Here is a 19,424-nt window from a genome sequence, read left to right as displayed (position 1 = left end):
AAGTCTAACAAAATTAGGAGATTGCGTGTTTATTTTTTCTGAATTTTATCTGTACCCCAACAAATATTTTAGAGCCATAAAAAAAGAGTGCCTATCTCCTTTGAGATAGACACTCTTTTCCATTATCGGGCTAATTTGGCAAACACTTTATGGAATGCTTCTACGGTTTTTTCAATATGCTCTTCTGTATGAGCAGTTGAAATAAACAATCCTTCAAATTGGGAAGGTGGTAAATAAATCCCTTCCTCCGCCATTAATTTATAATACTCAGCAAATAATTTTAAGTCTGAAGTTTTAGCTGAAGCAAAGTCCACTACCTCTTCATTTGTTAAGAATAAACCAATCATTGAACCAGCGCGATTAACAGTATGTGGAATATTGTATTTCGTTGCTGCTTCACGAATACCCGCCTCTAATTGGTCACCTAATTTTTTGAAATATTCATAGGATTCTGGTGTTAAACGAGATAACGTCTCAATACCAGCTGTCATAGCTAATGGGTTACCGGATAATGTTCCGGCTTGATAAACTGGACCTGCTGGTGCAATTTGCTCCATAATTTCCCGTTTCCCTGCAAAGGCACCAACTGGAAGACCACCGCCAACAACTTTACCAAGGCATGTTAAATCCGGGTTCACACCAAAGTAACCTTGAGCACAATGATAATCGACACGGAAACCAGTCATTACTTCATCAAAAATAAGAAGGGATCCATTTTCTTCTGTTACTTTTCGTAACCCTTCTAAGAAACCTGGTTTCGGAGGAACAACTCCCATATTTCCTGCAACTGGCTCCACAATTACAGCCGCAATTTGTTCACCAAATTTTTCAAATACTGCTTGTACTGCTTCTAAATCATTATAAGCAACTGTTAATGTATTTTTAGCGATATCCGCAGGAACACCAGGGCTATCAGGTAAACCTAGAGTAGCGACGCCTGATCCAGCTTTAATTAATAAAGAATCACCGTGACCGTGGTAAGATCCTTCGAATTTTAAAATAATATCTCTACCCGTATATCCACGGGCTAAACGTAATGCTGCCATTGTCGCTTCCGTACCAGATGAAACAAAACGTACCATTTCAACAGATGGAACTCGATCAATCACAATTTGAGCTAATTCATTTTCCAATAAAGTTGGAGCACCAAAAGAAGAGCCTTTTGCAGCTTGCTCTTGAATAGCTTTCACAACTTCTGGATGGGAATGACCTAAAATAAGGGGGCCCCAACTTAATACATAGTCAATGTATTCATTGCCATCGATATCTTTAATAATGGCACCTTTTCCAGATTCCATAAAAATTGGATCTGTGTTAACTGATTTAAATGCACGTACAGGGCTATTTACCCCACCAGGCATTAAATGAACACTTTCAGAAAATGCTTGAATCGATTTTTCGTATGTCATGATTATTTCCCCTCCAACCAACGGACAGCATCTTTTGCATGATAAGTAAGAATCATATCAGCACCAGCACGTTTCATACCAAGTAAAGTTTCTAGCACTACCGCTTTTTCATCAATCCAGCCGTTTAATGCTGCTGCTTTTACCATCGCATATTCACCAGATACGTTATAAGCCACGATTGGTAAATTGTAATTGTTACGAACATCACGAATAATATCTAAATAAGATAGTGCAGGTTTTACGATTAAGAAATCTGCTCCTTCTTCGATATCGGATTCTGCTTCCCGGAATGCTTCTAAACGATTCGCTGGATCCATTTGATACGTTTTACGGTCTCCAAATTGGGGAGCCCCATCTGCTGCTTCACGGAATGGACCATAGTAAGCAGATGCATATTTTACAGCGTAAGACATAATCGGTACATCTTCGAAACCAGCTTCATCTAAGGCAACACGAATAGCCGCTACGAAACCATCCATCATATTGGATGGGGCAATAATGTCCGCTCCTGCTTTTGCTTGAGATACAGCTGTACGGGCTAAAACATCTAGTGAAGGGTCATTTAAGATTTTTTCTCCTTCTACTACTCCACAATGACCATGATCAGTAAATTCACATAAACATGTATCCGCAATAACGATTAATTCCGGATGACGTTCTTTAATTAAACGAGTTGCTTCTTGAACAATACCATGGTCATGGAATGCACCAGTACCTACAGCATCCTTTTCTGCTGGTATACCGAATAAAATAACCGATGGAATTCCTAAAGCGACAACTTCATCTACTTCTTCAGCTAATCTGTCCAAAGAATATTGGAAAACACCAGGCATGGAGCTTACTTCATTTTTTATATTTTCCCCTTCAATGACAAAAATCGGATAAATAAAATCCTCTTTATGCAAATAAGTTTCTTTCACCATTGAACGCATTGTTGCGGATGAACGAAGACGACGATGTCTTTTGAAATTAAGATCTTTCATGATTGATTTCCTTCTTTCTTTGAATTTCTTCAATAACTGCTTCCATTGTATAAACTTTCGGTTTGTATGTAACTTCAGCACCATAAAACGCTATTCTTGCTGCTGTTATATGGCCAATGGCAGCTAATTTAGCTTTATCCCACCCGGTAATAGGGGCAACATGATTTGCAAAAACATCTACAGCTGAAGGGCTTGCGAAAATAAGGATTGGTTTTGCCTTTGTTTGTACAAGTTCTATTAAAGGCTGAATATTGGTCAGATTTTCATGTGTATCATACACAGTCCATTCTTTCACGTCAAAAGGTAATCCCCTTTTCAGCGTATCTTTCGCTTTATTTCCTTTAATAAACAAACAGTTTGGTTCGTCCCCCGTTATCGCTGGGAACTCCTTCACAAATACATCGGCACTAAAAACCGTCGGCATGAAGCTTACTTGGAAGCCATTTTGTTCCAAAGATTTCGCTGTTTTTGTACCAACCGCCGCCACCCGCCCATTAAAGTGGGCAGTGGTTAAATGGTGGCGTTTCATCTTATCACAAAAGGCTCTGACACCATTTTGACTTGTGAAAATAAGCCAGTCAACTATTCGAGCTTTTTGAAGTAGCTCATCATCATTTCGATGAATCGTTTCTTTCGTTTCAATAAGAGGACAGGAAATAGCTTCTCCACCTAATGACTGAATTTTAGTAAGGATTGTAGTCGATTTTGTCGTACCCGTTAAAACGACCGTATTTCCTTCTAAAGGTTTAAGCATTTTGTTCAGCCTTTACTTTCTGAATTAAATCAAAGGCTCCTTGCTCTGTTAAAATGTTCGCTACTTCTTTCCCTAATTGCTCAGGGTTAGTTCCAGTTAAAGTTTCTTTATAAATAACAGATGAATCTGGGGCTGCAACTAGTCCAGTTAAAGTTAATGTATCCCCTTCAGTTTTTGCATAGCCTGCGATTGGCACTTGGCAGCCACCATCCATAGCAGCTAAAAAGGCACGCTCAGCATGGGCTTCGTTCCAAGTAGTTTGATCTGTTAATTTTGCTAATGCATCTAATAGCTCTTTGTCATCCCCGCGACATTCAATTCCTAATGTTCCTTGGGCTACTGCAGGTAAACATAAATCGATATCTAAATATTCTGTAACGACGTCATCATTCCAACCAAGACGTTTCAGACCAGCTGCAGCTAAAATGATTGCATCGTAATCTTCATTTTCAAGTTTTGCTAAACGAGTATCTACATTTCCTCGAATCCATTTAATTTCAAGATCAGGTCTTGCCTGTAAAAGTTGAGCACTACGACGTAAAGAGCTTGTCCCAACAACTGCTCCTTTAGGTAAGTCCGCAAATTTCACATGACCTTTTGAGATAAAGGCATCTCTTGCATCTTCACGGGGAGGAATACATCCAATAACTAACCCTTCTGGTAATACTGCTGGCATGTCTTTCATGGAATGAACAGCAAAATCGATTTCTTTATCATACAAGGCTTGTTCGATTTCTTTTACAAATAACCCTTTCCCTCCAACTTTAGACAATTGAACATCTAAAATACGGTCTCCCTTTGTTACAATTTCCTTTACTTCAAACTCAAAAGGAACTCCCGCGTTTTTTAATTCATTTATAAACCAGTTCGTTTGAGTTAGTGCTAATTTACTTTTCCGTGAACCTACGATGATTTTTCTCATGATAAGCCTACCTTTCTACTAATACCAAAAATGAAAATTGGATAATTTACTACCTAAGAAGAAATTAATTACAACAAGTAAGAAAGTGTAAATTTGTGCCCAAGCAAAATTTAAACCTGTAAGTTTCCCACTATGATGTAATACTAAAACCGTTAAATAAATAACCGTAATGACAAAGGAACCGACAATTTTTATATCGAAAATGGAGAGGACCTCCAATTTTAAAAACGCCCATTCCAAGCCTAATAATAAACTAATAAAAATAATCGGAACACCAATTAAAACGGAATAAAACATCCACCTACTCATTTGATGCAAACTAGGTAAGCGGGACCATAATTTCGTATACTTTTTCTCCTTTAGCAATCTGTATAAAATTAAATATAAAACAGAAAAAACAAAAGAAAGGGAAAAAGCAGCATAGGAAATAATAGCAAAGGATATATGGATAAATACCATCTCAGATTCTAGCGATTCAACTAGTGGATGTTCGACCTGATTTGGTGCAAATAAATGAATCGTCACAAAGATAAATCCTAAAACATTAATAAAAAATACAGGTAAATCAACTCGTGCAATACAATGTAAAATAATCGAAATCGTCACAAGTAACCATGCGTAAAAGTAAATCCCCTCTGTCAATGAGAGAATAGGGAAACGCCTAATTTCGATTATATAAAGTAAAAAGAATGCAGTTTGTAAGACCCATACGACGGAAATGAGCCAAAAGCCAATTCGTCGAATTTTAACACGTTTGTAGAAAAAATCGATGAAATAAAATACGATTCCGACGGCATAAAGAACAACCATGATCTCATAAAGCCTAGCCATTGCTAATTGTGTCATTTCGCTACCCTTCTTCATCTTTTACAACTTTTATCAATCTAATACCTTATTCAAGGTTTTCAGTAAAAATATGTAAAACTTCAAAAAATAAGCGTTCTCGTATCTCAGTTTACCATACAGATACGAAAACGCCTCAATTACAAATAAAAATGCCTACTTTTAATACAAGGCAACAGATACAATATATAACGAAAATCAAATAGTTGCTTCCATATTAAGAGGCTTTATTTAGCCAATATCCTTCTAACTAAATAAAATTAATATGACAATTTCCCATCTAAAACTGCCTTATTTTGTGAACTTTCCATAAAAGCTTGTTCACTTCGCTGTTGAGTATTCACTTCTTCATTGACTGCTTCTTCAATACCAAATATTTGTTGGAAAAGCATCAATTGTTGATTTGCCTTAGGTGAATTCGCCAATTCCTTCGCTTGTAAAATAGGATCCTTCAATAATTGATTAATGATGGATTTTGTATGTTTATTTAATATTTTGCGTTCACGTTCCGTTAAGTTAGGCATTTTATTTTCAATACTAGACATCGTTTCTTTTTGAATGCGATCCGCCTTTTTGCGAAGGGCAGAAATAACAGGAACAACGCCTAAAGTTGCAAACCAATCTTTAAATTGAACGACTTCTTGTCCAATCATTTCTGTAATTTCTTGAGCCGCTTGTTCACGTTCCGCTAAATTTGCTTCCACAATACCTTGCAAATCATCTATATCATATAAGAAAACATTTGATAAATCGCCAATACGTGGATCTAAGTCACGGGGTACTGCGATATCGACCATAAATAAAGGTTTCCCTTTACGTAAACGTTCTACGTACTCCATTAGTTCCAAGTCAATCACATAATCTGTCGAACCTGTAGAACTAATTAATATATCTGCTTCTAATAAAATACATTGTAGTTCTTGCATTGATTTCGCATCACCGTTAAATTTCGATGCTAGTTTTTCGGCCTTTTCAAAAGTACGGTTAACAACAGTTACTTTCCCTACACCGTTACCGTATAAGTTTTGAATCGCCAATTCACCCATTTTACCAGCACCTAATATTGCAACGTGTTTATTTTTTAATGAACCGAAAATCTTTTTAGCAAGTTCTACTGCTGCATATGAAACAGATACTGCATTTTCATTAATTGTCGTTTCATTATGAGCACGCTTAGCGAAAGTGACAGCTTGTTTGAACAATTGGTTGTAAATCGTACCAGTAGAACCAATTTCTTGGGCTTCTAAAAAGCTTTTCTTCACTTGTCCAAGAATTTGAGTTTCACCTAACACCATTGAGTCAATTCCTGATGTAACTCGGAATAAATGATGTAACGAATCGTCATCTTCTCGAATATATAAATGAGTTTCAAATTGTTCAACAGGAATGTCGAACCATTTCGCTAAAAATTGTTTAATATAATATCGGCCTGTATGCAATTGATCAACTACCGCATATATTTCAGTTCGGTTACATGTTGAAACAATTACGTCTTCTAATATGCTTTTTTCTTTTTTTAATGCTGCCATCGCCTTCGGTAATTCACTCTCAATAAACGACAATTTTTCACGAATTTCGACTGGCGCAGTTCTATAATTCAAGCCTACGACTAGTGTATGCATGAACTTTACACCTCACACGATCTATTTCATAAATTTTATTTTAACATAAAGAAAGCGTTATCCACACGATAAAATGTGAACATGCTATGAAAGTATTTTTAAATTAGAATTATTCTAAAGTAAGTGTAACAAATATTACGTGATGTTTCAAATTAGAATGCTTAAAAAGAAATAGTTAGAATAATTCTATTATTTCGTTATGTAATGTCGAAATATCGTTTAAGAAAAATACGCTAGCAAAAATTTTACTAGCGCATGTAGATTTATGTAGGATTACATTCGTTTTTCAATTTCAGTCCAAGCTTGTTCGAAGCCTAAACCTGTTTCTGATGAAAAAACGATTAGTGGATCATTTTTATCCATCTCTAACGTTTCTCTTACTACTTTTTTATGCTTTTCCCAATTACCTTTTTTTATCTTATCGGCTTTTGTTGCAATAACGATGGCAGGAATGTTGTAATACTTTAAAAAATCGTACATCATGACATCATCTTGTGTAGGGACATGTCTTAAATCAACGATTAATACAACAGCACGTAATACTCTACGCGCTGTTATATATCGTTCAATCATTTTCCCCCACGCTTCCCGTTCCTTTTTGGAAACTTTGGCATAGCCATAACCAGGTACGTCAACGAAAAATAATTGTTCCTCGATTTTATAAAAGTTTAACGTTTGCGTTTTCCCTGGCTTAGATGAAATACGAGCTAATGCTTTTCTGCCAATCATCTTATTGATGAAGGAAGATTTCCCTACATTCGAACGGCCCGCTAAAGCAAATTCAGGAAGTCCATCTTCTGGATATTGCTCTGGTTTAACGGCACTTATAACCATTTCTACGTTATGGACTTTCATTTCATTTAAAACCTCCAACAAGTGCAATATTAAGCACTTCTTCTGCAGATGATACCGGCTTAAACGTCAATTGTTCACGAATTGTGTCTGGAATATCATCTATATCTTTTTCATTATCCTTTGGAATAATAATTGTAGTTAAACCTGCACGATGGGCTCCTAATGATTTCTCTTTTAAACCACCAATCGGTAATACACGTCCGCGCAATGTAATTTCTCCAGTCATCCCTACTTCACGATTAATCGGTTTATTGGAAATGGCTGAAACAAGGGCTGTCGCCATCGTAATCCCTGCTGATGGACCATCCTTTGGTACTGCCCCTTCTGGAACGTGAATATGAATATCATGTTGATCGAAGTAATCTTCATCAATTGCTAATTTATCCGTTAAAGAACGAACATAGGATAACGCCGTTTGGGCAGATTCCTTCATTACATCTCCAAGCTTACCTGTTAAGATTAATTTACCCTTCCCAGGTGTTAATGATACTTCGATTTGGAGTGTATCGCCACCAACAGTCGTATAAGCTAAACCAGTAGCAACCCCTACTTGGTTTTCTGTTTCTGCTTGACCATAGTGGAATCGGTGTTTACCAAGCATATCCTCTAATACTTTTGAGTTCACCGTCACCCGTTTTTTCTCACCGGAGACAATTATTTTAGCAGCCTTACGACAAAGGGAAGCAATTTGTCTTTGCAAATTACGAACACCGGCTTCTCTAGTGTAATAACGAATTAAATCAATGATTGCTTCGTCTTTAATAATAAGCTGAGATTTTTTCAAACCGTTTTCACTAATTTGTTTTGGTATTAAATGATTTTTTGTAATGAGCGTTTTTTCAATTTCTGTATAACCAGCAATCGAAATGATTTCCATACGATCTAGTAAAGGTCCTGGGATTGTGCTTAAATCATTAGCCGTAGCAATAAATAACACTTGTGAAAGATCATAAGGTTCTTCCAAGTAATGGTCACTAAAGGAATTATTTTGCTCTGGATCTAATACTTCCAACATAGCAGCAGATGGATCGCCACGGAAATCGTTGGACATTTTATCGATTTCATCTAGTAGAAATACCGGATTTACTGTACCAGCTTTTTTCATCCCTTGAATAATACGGCCAGGCATTGCCCCAACGTACGTACGTCGGTGACCACGAATTTCCGATTCATCCCTTACTCCACCTAAGGATACGCGGACAAAATGACGATTTAAACTTTCAGCAACAGATTTTGCCAATGAAGTTTTACCAACCCCCGGAGGCCCTGCTAAACAGAGTATTGGACCACGGACAGAATTTTTCAATTGACGGACAGATAAATATTCTAAAATACGTTCTTTTACTTTTTCTAATCCATCATGATCACGATTTAAAATTTCTTCTGCATGTTTTATATCTAAACGATCTTCCGTGCTTTCCTTCCAAGGAACGGTAATAAGCCATTCTATATAATTTCGAATAACCCCACTCTCAGCACTTGCAGCTGGAAGCTTTTCATATCGATCCAATTCTTTGATTGCTACCCTTTTAGTGGATTCAGGCATACCAGCTTCTTCTACCCGTTTCCGCAAATCGGCTACTTCTCCCGTTTTTCCTTCACGGTCGCCAAGTTCGGCTTGTATCGCCTTCATCTGTTCGCGCAAATAATATTCCTTTTGCGTCCGTTCCATCGCTTGTTTTACTTTAGAATTGATTTTCTTTTCAAGGTTTAATACTTCCTGTTCATCATGAAGACGAACGATTAAGTGATTTAACCGTTTCTTTACATCGAAAAGGCTTAAGACTTCTTGCTTTTCCGACACTTTAAAAGGCAAATGGGATGCTACGATGTCACAAAGTCGACCAGGTTCTTCAATGTCTATAACGGAATCAATCGTCTCTGAAGTTATTTTGTTTGATGATTTGGCGTATTTTTCAAAATAAGAAATTAAAGTACGCATTAACGCCTCGATTTCTGCGTCCTTTTCCGTATCATCTTCATGAATTTCAAGATTCACTATCGTGAAATTCTTTTGTTCTTCATAATGAGTCATTTTCGCACGGCTTATGCCTTCAACTAATATGCGCAAAGTTCCATTTGGAAGTTTTAGCATTTGTTTTACATTTACTAGTGTACCAATGGAATAAAGCTCATCTTTTGTCGGCTGTTCCACACGTAAATCCTTTTGTGTTGCTAAAAAGATTTGATTTTCGTTTAACATTGCGTGTTCTAAAGCCGCTACCGACCGAGCTCTCCCTACATCAATATGTAAAACCATTGAAGGGTAAACTAATAAGCCACGTAATGGTAATAGTGGAATATTTTCTTTTGTTTTAGTCATGCGGGTATTCACCTCCATCCACATTTTCCGTTACAACCCGCTTGTTTAGTATGTGATAAAAAAACGACATTTCACTTACATATTCATAGTAAATTCTGTATTGAGCGAAAATGTTAGTCTTATACCTACTACTTATTATGTAAATAAAAACTTAAATTAGACACTTATATGTAGTTTATTTTTGGAACAAAGAGCTGACTTACGAAATAGCGCTAATTAAACGCAAGTTCGAAGTCAGCTCTCAAAACTAATTGCTGAACTTTAGCTAAATTAAGCTGAAGTTTTTTTGTCTGAAATATTTAGTTCTGTTCCATCAGCAAGAATCAATTTCGGTGTAGCTTTTTCCGTTATTGTTTCCTTCGTAATAATACATTTCACAATATCTTCACGGGAAGGAAGTTCAAACATCATATCTAACATTGTTGATTCAATAATCGAACGCAATCCGCGAGCCCCAGTTTTTCGTTCAATGGCTTCTTTTGCAATCGCTAACAATGCTTCTTCTTCGAAATCTAATTCCACTTTATCTAGTTCAAACATTTTTTGGTACTGTTTCACCAAAGCATTTTTCGGTTCAGTTAAAATACGCACTAATGCGCTCTCGTCTAACTGTTCTAAAGATGCTAAAACTGGTAAACGTCCAATGAATTCAGGAATTAAACCAAATTTTAATAAATCTTCAGGAATTAATTGAGAAAGTAATGACGCACTATCCTCTTCCACTTTCTTCGGATCAGCACCAAAACCAATTACTTTACGTCCTTGACGACGTTTAATAATTTGTTCAATACCGTCGAACGCTCCACCAACAATAAATAGAATGTTCGTTGTATCTATTTGTAAAAACTCTTGATGCGGATGTTTTCTTCCACCTTGTGGAGGAACACTTGCAACCGTACCTTCAAGAATTTTAAGTAATGCTTGTTGAACACCTTCGCCTGATACATCACGTGTAATTGAAGGGTTTTCAGATTTACGAGCTACTTTATCGATTTCATCTATATAAATAATCCCTTTTTCTGCACGTTCGATATCATAATCAGCAGCTTGTATTAATTTTAAAAGGATATTTTCAACATCCTCACCAACATACCCCGCTTCAGTAAGAGAAGTCGCATCTGCGATTGCAAATGGTACGTTTAAAATACGTGCTAATGTTTGAGCAAGGAGTGTTTTCCCACTACCAGTAGGTCCAATTAAAACGATATTCGATTTTGACAATTCGACATCATCAATTTTGCTGTTCGAATTAATTCGTTTGTAATGATTGTACACAGCAACTGATAATGCTTTCTTGGCGCGCTCTTGTCCAATTACATATTCGTCTAAAATCGATAATATCTCTTTTGGTTTAGGGATCTCTTGAAATTCAATTTCCTCTTCTACCCCTAACTCTTCTACAACGATTTCAGAACAAAGCTCGATACATTCATCACAAATGTAAACGCCAGGTCCAGCTACTAATTTACGTACTTGTTCCTGTGGTTTTCCACAGAATGAACACTTTAAATTGCCTTTTTCATCATTAAATTTGAACAATTTGCTTCACCCCTATTCAAGCAACAATCTTACAAGATTCTGTTATGTTTATCAAATAAGTTGTTTCGATTCACCCATAATAGCATTTATTATAAGCTTATTTTGTCTATGTATTGATTCAATATGTCAAACAAAATTTGACTAAATCCAATGAAAGTTGTTAAACATTGAGAAAATTCCCTAATTTTACCGACAATTCAGAATATTTCTAGTTTTAAAACAAGGTACGGTGAGTTGCCGTACCTTGTCACAATATTCATTCAACTACATTGTACTAGAAAACAAGAAATTATTCAGTAATTTTTGCGTTCTCAACTAAGAACTCAACTGTTTTTTGTGTACGAATATCGTTTTCTAGAATTTCAGTATTTCCACCTAAAGCTGAAATAATTTGGTCATTTGTCATACCAAATTGTGCTGCCATTTTTTCTAGTTCAGCATTAACATCTTCTTCTGTTACTTCGATGTTTTCTGCTTTAGCAATTGCTTCTAAAGTTAATGAAACACGTACGCGATTTTCAGCTTCTGGACGCATTTGTTCATGTAAAGCATGCTCATCTTGACCTGAGAATTGGTAGTAAAGGTCTAGAGTCATACCTTGCATTTGTAAACGTTGACCGAATTCGTCGATCATGCGGTGAATTTCATTGTGAGTCATAGATTCTGGAATATCGATTTCAGCATTTTCAGCTGCTTTTTCTACTAATTCATCACGTAAAGCACTTTCTGCTTCAGCTTTCTTTTGCTCTAAAGTTTGTTCTTTTAATTTCGCACGTAATGCTTCTAAAGATTCAACTTCAGGATCGATTTCTTTAGCGAATTCGTCGTTTAATTCTGGAAGAACTTTTGTTTTTACTTCTTTCACAGTTACTTTGAATGTAGCTTCTTTACCAGCTAATTCTTCAGCGTGATATTCTTCTGGGAATGTAACAACAACATCTTTTGATTCTCCAGCTTTTAAACCTACTAATTGTTCTTCGAATCCTGGAATGAATGAACCAGAACCGATTTCTAATGGATAGTCTTCACCTTTTCCACCTTCGAACGCTTCTTCACCAACGAAACCTTCGAAATCGATAACAGCAGTATCACCTTCTACGATTGCTTCGTCTTCTTTAATTTCTAATTCTGCTTTACGGTTTAATTGTTCTTGGATTTGAGCTTCAACTTCTTCATCCGTTACTTCTGTTGCTAATTTTTTCACTTCTAAACCTTTGTATTCACCAAGTTTTGGTTCTGGTTTAACTGTAACTTTTGCTGTAAAAGTGAAATCTTGTCCTTTAGCGAAGTTTTCAGTTCCATCGATTTCTGGATAATCTACAGGAACAATACCTGTTTCATCGATTGCATTTGAATATGCATCTGGAACTAAAATTTCTAAAGCATCTTGATAAAGAGCTTCAACACCAAAGCGTTTTTCAAAAATTGGACGTGGCATTTTTCCTTTACGGAAGCCAGGTACGTTAATTTCTTTCACTACTTTCGCGAAAGCTTTATCTAAAGCTTTGTTAACTTCTTCAGCTGGTACTTCGATTGTTAATGTACCAATATTACCTTCTTGTTTTTCCCATTTTGCTGACATTTATAATACCTCCAAAATTAGTTTACAATTGTTAGACAAACCACTCGTTTATACGATTTTGACAACCATTTTAGTATAACATAGATAAACGGAGTTTCAACTTTTTTCATACTTCTTGTAGTTCTGTTAACTTTTCTAGATTTTGCAAAAATTCCACAAGTTCGTAATCCATTTCATGAACACTACCAAACATTGTTTTGACAAAATCGATATAACTAATCGCAACATCTTCTGAATCATAAGACAACCATTCAAAGGGATATGTGACAATTGAATGTTTTGCAATTAAGTATTCGACCATTTCTAAAGTGGAAGGTTCCTTTTCTAATTTCTCCACAACAACTTTCGATACTTGAGTATATTGCGGCATTTTTGTTGGTAACTCCAGTTTAGATGGATTGACTGTCATTACTTTATCGAACTTACTTATTGTCAAATGAATATCCACTTGTTGCTCTACAAGTAATATTAATACAATACTTTTAATAAAAGGATGGGTTTTTTCATTTTCGATAATAGCTTTTAATTGAGGTACAATCGGTCGTATATTTAACATCGTCAATTCGTGAACAGTATTTAGTTGTTTGCTTGGTGAAAGAGACATAAATTGTTCTAAATTAAACAGCTCAGGGTCTACATCGTTGTGATTTTTTACAGGTTCTTCTTGTTTTACAACATTTCCCGCTATGTTAGCGTTTATATCCTTTAACCGCTCAAATTTTTCAATTTGCTCTTCTGGAATTGCTCCTTCTTCTAATAAAGAAGTAATTATACTCTCAACCTGTTTAAATTGTTTCAGTTGCATGCAAATAGTTAAATATAATTCCATTACTTCTAGGTACATCGTAGGGCCAATACTTAATAAACGTTCACAAACATCTTTTGCTTTTTCAAATGATTTCGTTTCATATAATGAATAGGCATAAACACTAAGGGTTAATTCATCACCTTCAGTATATTTTAATGCTTCTTCAAAATTTTTATTTGCTAAATCATATTGATAGTTTTCTACAAATTCATGAGCTTGTGCTATTAATTTTTCGACTGTACCAGGAAATATTACGACATTATCAAATGTTGTATATTTTTTTTGCTTTTTCTTCAAACGTCTCACTCCCTGATGTCTGCTATGAAAATATTGCCAAACAATTGTAGTTATTGTACCTTTTATTTTTTCAACGAACAATATCATTCAATAAAAGTTCCAAAGTTATTCAAGTATTAACCGACTTTTTATCATTTTAATCGAAGGGAATAACGACTTAATTGTTCAATAGAGAATTAAAAAGCTACTTAAGAATATGAAATACATCCCATTCATAAGTAGCTGTATTACTTTATTGTAACTTATTTGCTAGTTTTTGAATTAACATAGGCAACCACCCTTGTAAAGGTTGACATTGGAAACCCGCTTTTTCAGCTTTTTCAGACGACATATACCAATCATTTGGAACTGCAAAGGGGGATCGGCTTTTTTTTCCCTTCTGCCTTTCCGTTGGCAAAGTATTCCTTAAAATCCCGTATAATATTTTTCCGTTCTTCCTCCTTTAACAAACCTAATTCAGCTTCCAATTTTTTTAAAAAAACCTCTTCTGTCATTCTCAATCCTCCTTTAATATTGTTCATTTCCCCTCTATTCATTTCTCCTATTCTTCTAGAAGTTCCTTTATTTTTTACGAATTTGAAAATCATATAAAGAGCCCGTTCATTATACTGAAAATAGTCCATGGAAATATTATGAAAATGAATAATAATTTCATTCTTGACCACTCTAGTTTTAGTTAGGAAATAATATGTATTAACAAGGAGTGTTATCCATGGGAATCATGAGTCGAAATCCAAAAGAAGAGCCGCTACATTACGGAGAAGTTTTTACAATTTGGTCGAATGTTTTAACAAATAACGGAATGATTGCTATGTATCAAACCTTATATAACCATACTGGAGATCGCGATTTAGCGAAGTTAGTAGAAGAAGCGGTTGTTGGTATGGAAGAAGAAAATAAGCAATTAACAGAAATTTTAAAAGTAAACGGTGTTGGATTACCACCCGTTCCCCCAGAACGCCCTAACGCTCGCCTTGAAGACATCCCTGTAGGAGCAAAATATAATGATCCGGAAATTAGTGCGATTATATCTGGCAACGTCGCTACGGGGTTAGTCGCTTGCAGTACAGCTATGGGAAAAAGCACTAGGGAAGATATTGCAGCGATGTACGGTCAATTTCACATGGCTAAAGCACAATTAGCCACAAAATTATTACGTTTAAACAAAAGTAAAGGATGGTTAGTACCTCCTCCCCTTCATATCGCTCCTCAAGATGAAAGATAGGAATAACGAAAAAACGGTAAGGATAGAAACTACTCTCTAGTCTTCTATCCTTTTTTGTATGTTTTTTTCAAGTAATAACACTTGCCATTTTTCAATGAATATGGAATAAATAACCGTAAAAAAGAAAGGAGAATATATATGTTTCTTAATAAGGTAGTTATCGTAACAGGTGCTGCACAAGGAATTGGACGAGAAGTAGCATCCCGATACGCTGAAGCTGGCGCTCATGTAATTTTAGCGGATATAAATGAACAATTAGGTGTAGAAGTTAGTACTAATCTAAAGAATAAAGGCTATTCCGTCCATTTCATTCCAACGGATGTACGGAAAGAACAAGATGTCATTCAGTTAATGACCACTTCAGTTGAAAGGTTTGGAACTATTGATATTTTAATTAATAATGCAGGTATTTTTAGACCTATTTCGCCCTACGATATTTCGATGGACGTTTGGGACGATGTGATTAACACAAATTTACGAAGCGTCTTTATCTGTTCAAGAGAAGCAGCGAAATTTATGCGTTTAAATAAAAATGGCGGTGCTATCGTTTCGATGGCATCTACAAGGGCGTTTATGTCTGAACCACATACTGAATCCTACGCTGCAACAAAGGGTGGTATCGTTGCATTAACCCATGCATTAGCTAGCTCCTTTGCACCAGATCACATCCGGGTAAATTGTATTTCTCCAGGCTGGATTGAAACCGGTGATTATGCACAGTTGAGGGAGATTGATCATCGCCAACATTTTTCAGGAAGGGTAGGAAAACCCTCAGATATTGCTCGAGCATGTTTTTATTTAACAGATGATCAAAACGATTTTGTAACAGGAATCAATTTAACTGTAGACGGTGGTATGACGAAAAAAATGATTTACGAGGAGTAAAATTTCTAAAATAAAAAGAGGATTAGGCAGCAAGCCTTCTCCTCTTTTTTAAATTAAACAAATAAATAAATCGTTAAAAACATACATAAGCTTCCGCCTATTACAAAAACATGCCATATCGCATGATTATATGGAATTCTTTTGTTTTTATAAAAATACGTACCTACTGTATAACTTAAACCGCCTGCTAGTAACGTTAAAAAACCATTCCCTGTTATATGATTTAATAATGGTTCATATACAAAAATGGCGAGCCAGCCCATCCCTAAATAAATGATAAGGGATAGTCGTTCGAAACGATGTACGAAATACATTTTAAAAATGATGCCTAAAATAGCTAAAATCCATTCAAGGAAAAACAACGTCCATCCTAATTTACCACCAATCGCTACGAGGGCAAAGGGTGTATAAGAACCCGCTATTAAAAGAAAAATGGAACTATGATCTAATTTTTTCAACAAACTTTTATGAGTTGGCCACGAATGATACAAAGTTGATGCTGCATATAAACAAAACATCGAAATACCAAAAATAATGTAACTCATTAGCTCAATAGTCGAGCTAGAATTTTGTGCTTTCATCACTAATAAAGTCGTGGCAGGGATAGCTAATATCGCACCTAATCCGTGGGTTATCGCATTCCACAACTCTTCTTTCTTACTATAACTACTTTGAACAGCAACCGCTTGTGCCACTTTTCTTCACCTCTTATATTGATTATTCCATATACACATAGTTTGTATAGAATAAGATGTAATATTCATTCCATGATATTTGTCATAATCTATGAACTTATTAATAAAAGATGTTCATGACACTTGTTAGATTTCAAACGTAAAATCTCTCTTTCATTCAGGAATTCTAAACAATTTTGACAATGAAGTTGAACATTTTGAGAAACTGTATTACAGTAAATAAGAAATGAATCATTGTTATATAACAACCTTTTCGATAAAAAAACCGAATAACGTCATAAGGCGATATGACGAATATTCGGTAGTTTATTTTCACTCTTATAATGTTGTAGTTGAGAGATCTCCAACTGTTTCTTTTTTCTTTTGTTCCATTAGTTTTTTCTTTTTGTTTACGTCTGCACGTAGCAATAAAGAAATTAATAAAGATATCGCAATTAATCCAGTAAAGAGGTAGAACACAGTAATGTAACTTCCAGATGCACTCTTTATAGAATTAACGATAATCGGACCAAAAATTCCACCTAGTGACCAAGTTGTTAATAAGTACCCGTGGATAACACCTAGTTGTTTTGTTCCAAATAAATCACTAGCATATGCCGGTAAATTAGAGAATCCACCACCGTAACAACTAACTACTAGGAAGATAAATGCTTGGAATAAAAAGACATTTGTTGTAAATGGTAATACAGCGAATGTAATGACTTGAATTGTGAAGAAGATAACGAATATATTTGGACGACCAATATAATCGGAAATTGCTGCCCAAATTAATCGACCACCACCGTTAAATAATCCCATTACACCAACCATTGCCGCAGCACCTGCGACCGATAGTCCGACAATTTCTTGCGCCATCGGAGAGGCAACAGAAATCATCATAATTCCGGCAGTAACGTTTACTAAATGCATTGCCCAAAGCATCCAAAACTGTCTTGTTTTTACAGCTTCTTTTGCTGACATTTGGGATAAATCTTGTTTTACTACTTTTGTTCCTTCTTCAGTAGCTTTCTTCATTCCTTCTGGCATATAACCTTGTGCAGGAGGGGCAATATATAAAGCTCCTAAAATCATTAATACAAAATAGCTAATCCCTAAGATGAAGTATGTATTAGAAATCCCTACACCTTCCATTAAGTTTGCTGCAACCGGTGCAGTAATTAATGCCCCAGAACCAAAGCCTAATACAGCCATCCCTGTTGCTAACCCACGACGATCAGGGAACCATTTTACTAATGTTGATACAGGTGCAATATATCCAATCCCCATACCTAAACCACTTAACAATCCGTAAGTTAACCAATAAAGAACAACTGAATCCATTACGATTGCTAAACCAGAACCTGCTTGTCCAGCACCAAATAGTAGCGCAGCAATCATAGCTGATTTTCTTGGTCCCATTTTTTCTACTAATTTACCAAATAGTGCAGCTGCAAATCCAGCTAACCCCATCATAATTGTAAAGGCAACAGTGACATTTGTTGCACTCCAACCCATTTCCGTTGTAATCGGAATTTTATAAACGCTGTAGGCGTATGCGCCACCTATCGAAAGATGTATTGCAATCGCAGAAAGCGCAATTAACCATCGATTTTTCTTCATATTTCTCTTTGAACCCCTTTCTTTCTAACTTTGAACAAGTTGTGACAACTACTTTATCAAGATAACATTTACAAAATATGAAAATCAATAGTTTTTGTAAAAAAAATTATTTGAATAAAACAGTTTTTTTCTGCAAAAAGTAGAAAATAATAAAATAAGCGCAAAATCCACATAGAATAAATGATAAAAACCATCCACGCCTTCATTTTTCTATAATAATGTTTCTATCGATATGTATAAAGTTTCCTCATCACAAAACCCTATAACACAAGCACTCTTACCCTTCACAAAGATATTACACCTTTTAGAATTTATATTCAAAAATTAGAAATTAACTATCAAATAAGAGAAATTGTTTTCAATCAATCAACATAATTTTGATAACCTTTTTCCCTACAACATAACAAAAAACAAAATAAAAACACTGGTTATCGAATTAACTTTATTATATTTATATAACATTTTTCCGATTGAATTCCCATAAAAATAAATGATGGATGAAAATTAGCGAGAATATTTTTTTATTAATATTTTTGTCGTTCAATCAGAAAAACCTCCTTCTAAGCAGAAATTCCTTCTGCCTAAAAAGAGGAATCATGTAAATATTACCGAACAATTAGTACTTCACACGGAGCAAACCGAGCAATACGTTCTGCGACAGATCCGATGAGCATTTTTTCAATTTGATTCGTTCCCATCGCCCCGCAAACAATTAAATCAACATCAGGTAGCTCAATTAAAACTTCTTTTGAAGAGCCTTCTTTAACCACTACGTCTATCTTACTTACACCAGCTTGCTCCGCTTTACTTTTGAGCTCTTCCAATTTCATATTACTTTCCTTCACCAATTTTCCAGCAAAGTCTAAATCATATGCTGTTATAGAACCAAAGGATTTCGTGTCAACGACATGAACTAATAATAATGTTGCTCCATAATGATTCGCTACATTAATTGCTCGTTCAAACGCTTTTAACGACAGTTCAGAAAAGTCTATTGCAACTGCGATTTTTTGATATTGCCCACTCATACGAAGTCCTCCATACTTAAAAAAGCTTCATTAAAGACTAGTTCAAAACATAACC

The 19,424-nt window shown here is 35.5% G+C and carries 17 protein-coding genes; 2 read left to right on the top strand and 15 right to left on the bottom strand.

The window, feature by feature from the left end:
* Positions 1 to 122 precede the first annotated feature (122 nt).
* From hemL to ACH0B5_RS03855, 12 genes are all read right to left on the bottom strand, one after another.
* Positions 123 to 1,409, bottom strand: a complete 1,287-nt coding sequence (gene hemL / locus ACH0B5_RS03910; protein WP_122971606.1) for a glutamate-1-semialdehyde 2,1-aminomutase — start codon at positions 1,407 to 1,409, stop codon at positions 123 to 125.
* Positions 1,410 to 1,411: 2 nt separating this feature from the next.
* Positions 1,412 to 2,392, bottom strand: coding sequence for a porphobilinogen synthase (gene hemB, locus ACH0B5_RS03905; RefSeq protein ID WP_122971605.1), 981 nt, complete (start codon positions 2,390 to 2,392; stop codon positions 1,412 to 1,414).
* Positions 2,379 to 3,146 (bottom strand): uroporphyrinogen-III synthase, encoded by a 768-nt coding sequence (locus tag ACH0B5_RS03900; protein WP_406927417.1) that lies wholly within the window; start codon positions 3,144 to 3,146, stop codon positions 2,379 to 2,381. Before ACH0B5_RS03900 ends, hemB begins: the two co-directional genes overlap by 14 nt.
* Complete coding sequence (gene hemC, locus ACH0B5_RS03895) at positions 3,139 to 4,068, bottom strand: hydroxymethylbilane synthase (RefSeq protein WP_341362383.1); 930 nt, start codon at positions 4,066 to 4,068, stop codon at positions 3,139 to 3,141. Before hemC ends, ACH0B5_RS03900 begins: the two co-directional genes overlap by 8 nt.
* Positions 4,069 to 4,086: 18 nt before the next feature.
* Entirely contained in the window at positions 4,087 to 4,914 is an 828-nt protein-coding gene (locus ACH0B5_RS03890; protein ID WP_341362384.1) for a cytochrome c biogenesis protein, read from the bottom strand.
* Between the two features lie 257 nt (positions 4,915 to 5,171).
* Positions 5,172 to 6,533, bottom strand: a complete 1,362-nt coding sequence (hemA, locus tag ACH0B5_RS03885) for a glutamyl-tRNA reductase (protein WP_122971601.1) — start codon at positions 6,531 to 6,533, stop codon at positions 5,172 to 5,174.
* Between the two features lie 273 nt (positions 6,534 to 6,806).
* A complete protein-coding gene (gene yihA, locus ACH0B5_RS03880) occupies positions 6,807 to 7,388 on the bottom strand; it encodes a ribosome biogenesis GTP-binding protein YihA/YsxC (protein ID WP_406927416.1) in 582 nt (193 codons plus the stop codon).
* Between the two features lies 1 nt (position 7,389).
* A complete protein-coding gene (lon, locus tag ACH0B5_RS03875; protein ID WP_122971599.1) occupies positions 7,390 to 9,711 on the bottom strand; it encodes an endopeptidase La in 2,322 nt (773 codons plus the stop codon).
* A gap of 270 nt (positions 9,712 to 9,981) precedes the next feature.
* Entirely contained in the window at positions 9,982 to 11,250 is a 1,269-nt protein-coding gene (clpX, locus tag ACH0B5_RS03870) for an ATP-dependent protease ATP-binding subunit ClpX (RefSeq protein ID WP_122971598.1), read from the bottom strand.
* A gap of 289 nt (positions 11,251 to 11,539) precedes the next feature.
* The gene (gene tig / locus ACH0B5_RS03865; protein ID WP_122971597.1) at positions 11,540 to 12,832 is read right to left on the bottom strand and encodes a trigger factor; all 1,293 of its coding nucleotides are present in this window, start codon (positions 12,830 to 12,832) and stop codon (positions 11,540 to 11,542) included.
* 106 nt (positions 12,833 to 12,938) lie between these two features.
* Positions 12,939 to 13,946 (bottom strand): tetratricopeptide repeat protein, encoded by a 1,008-nt coding sequence (locus ACH0B5_RS03860; protein ID WP_406927415.1) that lies wholly within the window; start codon positions 13,944 to 13,946, stop codon positions 12,939 to 12,941.
* Positions 13,947 to 14,275: 329 nt separating this feature from the next.
* Positions 14,276 to 14,431 carry an HAAS signaling domain-containing protein gene (locus ACH0B5_RS03855; RefSeq protein WP_406927414.1) on the bottom strand — a complete coding sequence of 52 codons (156 nt, stop codon included), beginning with the start codon at positions 14,429 to 14,431 and terminating at the stop codon, positions 14,276 to 14,278.
* A gap of 218 nt (positions 14,432 to 14,649) precedes the next feature.
* Between ACH0B5_RS03855 and ACH0B5_RS03850 the strand changes: the two genes are divergently transcribed.
* Positions 14,650 to 15,162 carry a DUF3231 family protein gene (locus tag ACH0B5_RS03850; protein WP_406927413.1) on the top strand — a complete coding sequence of 171 codons (513 nt, stop codon included), beginning with the start codon at positions 14,650 to 14,652 and terminating at the stop codon, positions 15,160 to 15,162.
* Positions 15,163 to 15,300: 138 nt separating this feature from the next.
* The gene (locus ACH0B5_RS03845) at positions 15,301 to 16,047 is read left to right on the top strand and encodes a glucose 1-dehydrogenase (RefSeq protein ID WP_122971592.1); all 747 of its coding nucleotides are present in this window, start codon (positions 15,301 to 15,303) and stop codon (positions 16,045 to 16,047) included.
* Positions 16,048 to 16,100: 53 nt separating this feature from the next.
* Here ACH0B5_RS03845 and trhA read toward each other — a convergent pair whose 3' ends face one another.
* The 3 genes from trhA to ACH0B5_RS03830 all read right to left on the bottom strand — a co-directional run bounded on the left by trhA (position 16,101) and on the right by ACH0B5_RS03830 (position 19,369).
* Entirely contained in the window at positions 16,101 to 16,742 is a 642-nt protein-coding gene (gene trhA / locus ACH0B5_RS03840; protein ID WP_122971591.1) for a PAQR family membrane homeostasis protein TrhA, read from the bottom strand.
* 318 nt (positions 16,743 to 17,060) lie between these two features.
* Positions 17,061 to 18,341, bottom strand: a complete 1,281-nt coding sequence (locus ACH0B5_RS03835) for an L-lactate MFS transporter (RefSeq protein ID WP_122971590.1) — start codon at positions 18,339 to 18,341, stop codon at positions 17,061 to 17,063.
* 605 nt (positions 18,342 to 18,946) lie between these two features.
* Positions 18,947 to 19,369: a universal stress protein gene (locus ACH0B5_RS03830; protein ID WP_406927412.1), complete on the bottom strand. Its 423-nt coding sequence runs from the start codon at positions 19,367 to 19,369 to the stop codon at positions 18,947 to 18,949.
* Positions 19,370 to 19,424: the final 55 nt, after the last annotated feature.

The organism is Ureibacillus sp. 179-F W5.1 NHS, from assembly GCF_045369345.1.
In the GTDB taxonomy this organism is placed as follows: Bacteria; Bacillota; Bacilli; order Bacillales_A; family Planococcaceae; genus Ureibacillus; species Ureibacillus halotolerans.
The sequence above is the reverse complement of the archived record's forward strand: the minus strand, read 5'-3'. Positions and strand labels throughout refer to the sequence as shown.